The sequence below is a fragment of the Photorhabdus kleinii genome, assembly GCF_025384885.1.
GTDB lineage: Bacteria > Pseudomonadota > Gammaproteobacteria > Enterobacterales > Enterobacteriaceae > Photorhabdus > Photorhabdus kayaii.
In genome coordinates this window covers 1-5,629 of the sequence record NZ_JAJAFY010000091.1, presented here as the reverse complement: position 1 = coordinate 5,629, position 5,629 = coordinate 1, and the positions used below count along the sequence as shown (strand labels likewise).

The window sequence follows — 5,629 nt, the reverse complement described above, 5'->3', positions numbered from 1 at the left end:
CGCTTTGCGCCCGGCTCGGCAATTGTGACACCCAACATTATCCGCGCTGAGTTAATCGCCCAGTATAAGGCACTGGAATACAACGGTTATGTTCAGGATTCAAAAAGCTTTGCAGATGGGCTGATTGTTGAAGTCAATGCGCAGAATCCGAACCGGGTAGATGTGTTATGGACGGGGACACTCATCAATCAGTTGCGCGTCTTTGCACTGCTCAATCAGTTCCGCTTACAACCGGCCGCATAAGAGGTAAACATGGGTAATACATCAAACAGACTCGCGGGTACCGCTTATGTCACTGTTGACGGCATTCGAATAATGGTCGCAGGGGATTTCACCTGGAGTCCCTCAACAGTCACCCGTGAAACCTTAACGGGCATGGACTACGTACACGGTTACAAAGAGAAACCCCAGGCGGGCTTTATCTCCTGCAAAGTCCGTGACAGTGGCGGAACAACTGTCGCGGATTTTAATGACCAGACTAACGTCACAATCGTTGCTGAAATTGCGAACGGTAAAACCATTATTGGCGAGGGTATGTGGACCGTCAACACGCAAGAAGTCAACAGCGAAGATGCGACTTTTGAGGTGCGCTGGGAAGGCACCTCGGTAACAGAAAATTAATTTGGAGAATCAGCATGTTAGAAACAACAAAAACTATCGTATTGAACACCCCGATTGAAAGTAATGACGGCAAAGTCCGCTACGAGCAGATCGACCTGAAAGAACCGGTATTAATCTAGGTTGAGCAGTTTTATGAAGCACAGAACAAATCAAATCATTCAATTGCCGCTATGCGTCTGTTGATTTCATTGGTTTCAGAAATCCCCGAGCCAGTACTGAAAAAAATGGCTATCAGTGATTTTCACAAATGTCAGGAGTTCCTTCTGGGTTTTTTGGACTCGAAGCGCTCGATGGCTGGCAACAACTAGCCGCTGACGTCACATTTTATTATAAGTGGGGGCCGCGCGATGCGTGGCTTCTGACAAGATCACGGCTTGAGTGGTGGGTTGAACAAGTTAATCGAATGAATAAGGAACGAACAAATGGCTAACGCTTTTGATTTTGAATTAAATGCTGATGAGAATGTCACGAAAGTTATTGATGAAATCAATGAAAAGTTGAATAGCCTCAATCCCAACCTGGCAAAGACTAAAGAGGGGCTGAAATTTGGCGGATCTGAATCAACTGACGGGGTAGATGTGCTTGGAACAAAGTTACGCGATATGTCACGTTATGCTAAAGATAACGTCCAGCATATCGGTGACATGGTACCCCCTCTCAAAAATTTCGGTGAACTGGCAACTAAATATATGGGGATGGGGGCGAAAATTGGCGGTGTAGGAATGGCCGCATATGGCATATCGAAAGGCTTTCAGCTAATGAACGATATGGGAAAAGAAGCCTATGATTTTGATGTTGCAGCTAAAAACTCAGCAATGAACGTTCCTGATTTCACTCGAATAGCCGGAGCAATGCGATATCTTGGTATTAGCGCTGGTGATGCTAAAAAGTCAGTAGAAAGCTTCTATGGAGTTTTGAATCATCCACTACAGGGAAGAAGGGAAGAAGCCAGAGCGGAATTAACAAAGATGGGTGTTCCTCTCTATGAAAATGAACACGGAACGATTGATGTATACAAGACTTTCCCGGAAGTCGTCAGGGCCATGCAGCAATATCCGTCCGATGTTCAAAATACCATTGCTGAAAAAATTGGTTTAGATGAACACGGGTTGGCTTTGGCACGTAAAGGACCAGAAATATATCAAGAACTATTGAGTAAGGCCGATCGAGATGGGTTAACTAGGTCACAGGCCGATAATGATAAATTAAATCAATATAACGATAAAAAGAATGATTTGGATGCCCGTCTTGAAGGAATAACGAATCGAGCTAAAATTGCGTTTGCTAATTTCGCATTAGGGGATGGTTATGATTATATGAAGGAACAGGCGGAAAAGCGGGAAGCTTATTCCGATACTCTTTATAGCGGTTATAAAAAAGGCGATTTACGCGACAGGGCATTAAACGATGTCAAGTTCATGAAAAGCCTTTCATTTGGCGAGCGTTTCTCTTTACAGTTTGGTGAACCCGATAAAGATTTAGAGAAAAAGATTAATGATCGATTTAGTGCCGCATGGGAAAGCGAAAAACGTAAGCATGATGCTGGTAAAATAAAAGATGAAGCTATTCCCCAACCGCCAAAAATAGAACCACTAAAAATAGAACCTCCTAAATATCCCGATCCTTACGCCAAGCCGGTAAAGGATTCGTTTGGTTTGAGAAATAAAAATCCGGGAAATGTACGCGACGCACCTAATGGGATAGGGTATGTGCAAGGGAAAAGTGGAACATTTGTTAAGTTTGGTAATGATCACGATGGCCTCTCTGCATTAGCTCGTCAGTTAATGTTGAATGGTGACAGAGGGAAAAATACCGTTAATAGCACAATTAGCAAATATTCACCGCCAGGAGGTGTAGATAGAAACAATACTCAGGCATATATTAACTTTGTCTCAAAAGAGACAGGCTTTCTTCCCAATCAACAATTAGATATGCATGACCCCAAGGTACTTGAAAATCTAATGGTAGCTATGATTAAACAAGAAAATCATGGTCAACAGCCGTTTAGCCAAAAACAAATCGCGGATGCAATAACTGCCGCTATCTTTGACCCCCGTTGGCAAGGGAAGCGTGACAGATATTATCTGAATCAACAACGCATGATAAATCAACCCGCATTGCCTGAATCGGATAAGCGCCCTCCCTCTATCTTTGCCAATCAAGCAAACAATAGCGAGCTTGCTCAGAACATAGCTGACGCCATCCAGTCAACGATTGGTGAAAACAAACTCCAGGTAGAAATCACGATTGTCAGCGATAAGACTGGGGAACGGCAGCAATTTAATGCAAAAACCGGGGGTCGGGTAACAACATCTATGCAGTATCCGTGATCACCTCTTAATGCTGTTTAACAGTTTAATCTTGAATTTATGATGAACTTGATTGATGCTTGCTCAGTTCAATTAAATGAAGAGGTTGGTAATGAAAAGGTTTGGTTATTTTCTGTTGATCCTTGGTTTGATATGGCTTCTTGTAGCTTTTAATATGGAAACAACCGTACCATCGGACTATGGAAGTGGCAGGATTAGCAATATTGGTATGATTGCATCGCAGCATAATCATGTTTTTTTCGGAGCGTTTGTTACATTCTGTGGGTTTATGATGCTTTTGTTCGGGAGATCATCAAGTGATGCAATATGTTCTTATTGCACTGAATTCGTCAATAAAAATGCTATCAAATGTAAACATTGTGGTAGTGATATTCGAACCACGAATTCAGCTGAGGCCCTTGCGCACACGTTGGTATTAAATTCAGAATATTTGAAGAAAGCTGAAAACTATCATCATTACGATTTTGTTGATAAAGATTCTAACATTCTAAAACAAAAAGTGGTTGATTTTTGTTCTCTGTGCTTATCATACATTGATGAAGTGGAGTGTAAAGGAGGTAATGGAGATGCTGCGGAGCGTAAGGTAGCATCAATGGTTGCCGACATTACAACTCATTTAACGGAAGAGCAAGCAAAGAAATTTAAAAAGATTTGCGAATTTCATCTTCCTTGAGATAGCTAGCCCCACTACGGGCCTTTCGCGTACCACCGCACAGGCAGACAGAACCCCATTCATAAAAACGACTTTTTAAGCATGGAAAACCGCTGGTAGTTATCTCAAGCCAAGGATGGCTCAAATAATCACCTTTTCTTACATTATTGTGTGGGTTATTATTAACTAGTAGCAAGCAAGGGGGTGTTATGAACACAGTTTACAAAGCACATTTTGGTGATCAACAAGTTAATTTTGTTGTGAATGTCATCCATGATGATATGTGGATTGCCGAGTGTGATGAATTAGGGTTGGTGACCGAAGCTAAAACCTATGATGAATTGACAGAGCGAGTGTGGGAGATAGCTCCCGAACTATACGAGATGAACCTGAATGGTAATCCTGATGTGATGAAAATTAGTTTCGTTCAGGAACAATCTTACGATTCAAGGATAGCGCTCTAACATGGGATCTGGCTTATATCCACAACTTAAAGAAATCTTATTGGCGCATGGGTGTTACTTCGTCAGACAAGGTAAAGGCAGTCATGAAATATGGCGTAGTGATATAACCAATAAAGCATTTAGTGTGCCATACACGATAGTCTCTAAGCATACCGCTAATGCAATTCTGAAACAGGCAGGAATCAAAGAAAAAATCTGATGATTTTGCTTATGTCAGACCGAAGACCCTAATGTGGGTTTACAGTGCAACTTGCCAAAAGATAACCCGCCATCAGAGCGGGTTATTTTATCGATTATTTTTTTGGACTCTATCAGCTTCTCCAAACGATCTAGTCGGTTGATCATTTCAATAGTTAGGTTTGTTGGTTGCTGAAGATAAATAAAATCCATGCCTGTTTGATTAAATTGCTTTTTTCGTAACCCTGCACTGGTAGCTTTCTCCACCATGCTCATTGACAAAGTAGCTCACGGCGTCACCAGTAAGTCTGTTGATGGCTACGTTCTGCATAGTGCGCCATTCGCCCCCACGAGACCACTCTATGCGATATTGTATTTGCTCATTTGTGACTACGGGATTAACTACACGGAAATGGGTTGAATCCCGACCTTGTGGTTCCCCATCTTCCCAAACAATGACAAGGCCAGTCCATTTCGCGCTTTTACCGTTTTTAACGCAATTTGTACCGGAAAATTCTGGCCACCCTTTGACATCAAAGCAAAGAGTATTCGGATCTGATAAATAAATTGAAGGCCAGATAGATGTAATGGTGTTACCTAGGGATTCATTTTCACAAATAATAGGAGATGCAGAAAACGCCATCATGGGTATTGATAATACTAATGCCGCAAAACTTTTTAAATATTTCATCGGTTTCACTCCGTTAATAAATTATTCATTACTTTGAATGAAACACAATTAATGAGCAATGGTTAACATTATTACGCCGCTTAACTGCGGTTTTTTTGTGTCTAAAGTAACCACAAGGTGGTGATATGCCATTGATTAAAGACGCCATTTCATCATTTTTGGGGAAAGATCAGGAATGGAAGTGGTCTGAACATCTACACCCGGCATCATTTCGGGGTGTACCCTTTGCCGTGGTTTCAGGTGAAAGCGTTTTCGGCAGACGGCAAGCCGTGCATGAATATCCTTATCGTGATACGGCGTGGATTGAAGACCTTGGACGCAGTAGCCGAAAAATCACCTTGCGCGGCTTTATTATTCAAGACAGTAAAGTTTATTCCGCGCCGGATGTAATCACTCAACGTAATAATTTGGTGGCAGCGTGTGAAGAAGGAGTAAGCGGCACGCTCATTCACCCCACGCTTGGGGAGTTAACTGTCAGCGTCACTGAATCGGGCTTACGTGTAAATGAAAGTGCGGATAATGGCCGGGTGTTTGAGTTCACGCTTACAGTGATTGAATCTGGCCTGAAAGTCTTTGCTGTCACAAATAGCACGGCGGCAGACAGCAAAGTAAATACAAATTGGCTCAGAACGGCTACAACAACCGCTGCAAAATTTATCGCTATGGTGAAAGGCGAGATCCGCACTGTCACACA

At 42.3% G+C, this 5,629-nt stretch carries 8 protein-coding genes; 7 read left to right on the top strand and 1 reads right to left on the bottom strand.

All coding sequences use genetic code 11. The features are described from left to right. From LG003_RS22260 to LG003_RS22235, 6 genes are all read left to right on the top strand, one after another. Positions 1-243, top strand: a 243-nt coding sequence (locus LG003_RS22260) for a phage tail sheath C-terminal domain-containing protein (protein WP_315903402.1), incomplete at its 5' end; no start/stop codon positions are given. A 9-nt stretch (positions 244-252) separates the two neighbouring features. Further along, on the top strand, positions 253-621 hold the full coding sequence (locus LG003_RS22255) for a phage tail tube protein (RefSeq protein ID WP_112879688.1): 369 nt from the start codon (positions 253-255) through the stop codon (positions 619-621). A gap of 422 nt (positions 622-1,043) precedes the next feature. Then, positions 1,044-2,951 (top strand): hypothetical protein, encoded by a 1,908-nt coding sequence (locus LG003_RS22250; protein ID WP_262981669.1) that lies wholly within the window; start codon positions 1,044-1,046, stop codon positions 2,949-2,951. A 91-nt stretch (positions 2,952-3,042) separates the two neighbouring features. Continuing rightward, positions 3,043-3,624: a hypothetical protein gene (locus LG003_RS22245; protein WP_262981668.1), complete on the top strand. Its 582-nt coding sequence runs from the start codon at positions 3,043-3,045 to the stop codon at positions 3,622-3,624. A 188-nt stretch (positions 3,625-3,812) separates the two neighbouring features. Beyond that, on the top strand, positions 3,813-4,067 hold the full coding sequence (locus tag LG003_RS22240) for a DUF1902 domain-containing protein (RefSeq protein WP_262981667.1): 255 nt from the start codon (positions 3,813-3,815) through the stop codon (positions 4,065-4,067). A 1-nt stretch (position 4,068) separates the two neighbouring features. Then, on the top strand, positions 4,069-4,266 hold the full coding sequence (locus LG003_RS22235) for a type II toxin-antitoxin system HicA family toxin (RefSeq protein WP_047963020.1): 198 nt from the start codon (positions 4,069-4,071) through the stop codon (positions 4,264-4,266). Between the two features lie 201 nt (positions 4,267-4,467). On the opposite strand, the gene LG003_RS22230 is transcribed toward LG003_RS22235, so the two are convergent. Then, a complete protein-coding gene (locus LG003_RS22230) occupies positions 4,468-4,935 on the bottom strand; it encodes a hypothetical protein (RefSeq protein ID WP_262981666.1) in 468 nt (155 codons plus the stop codon). 125 nt (positions 4,936-5,060) lie between these two features. Between LG003_RS22230 and LG003_RS22225 the strand changes: the two genes are divergently transcribed. Next, positions 5,061-5,629: DNA circularization N-terminal domain-containing protein (locus tag LG003_RS22225; RefSeq protein ID WP_262981665.1), on the top strand; the 569-nt coding region annotated here is incomplete at its 3' end.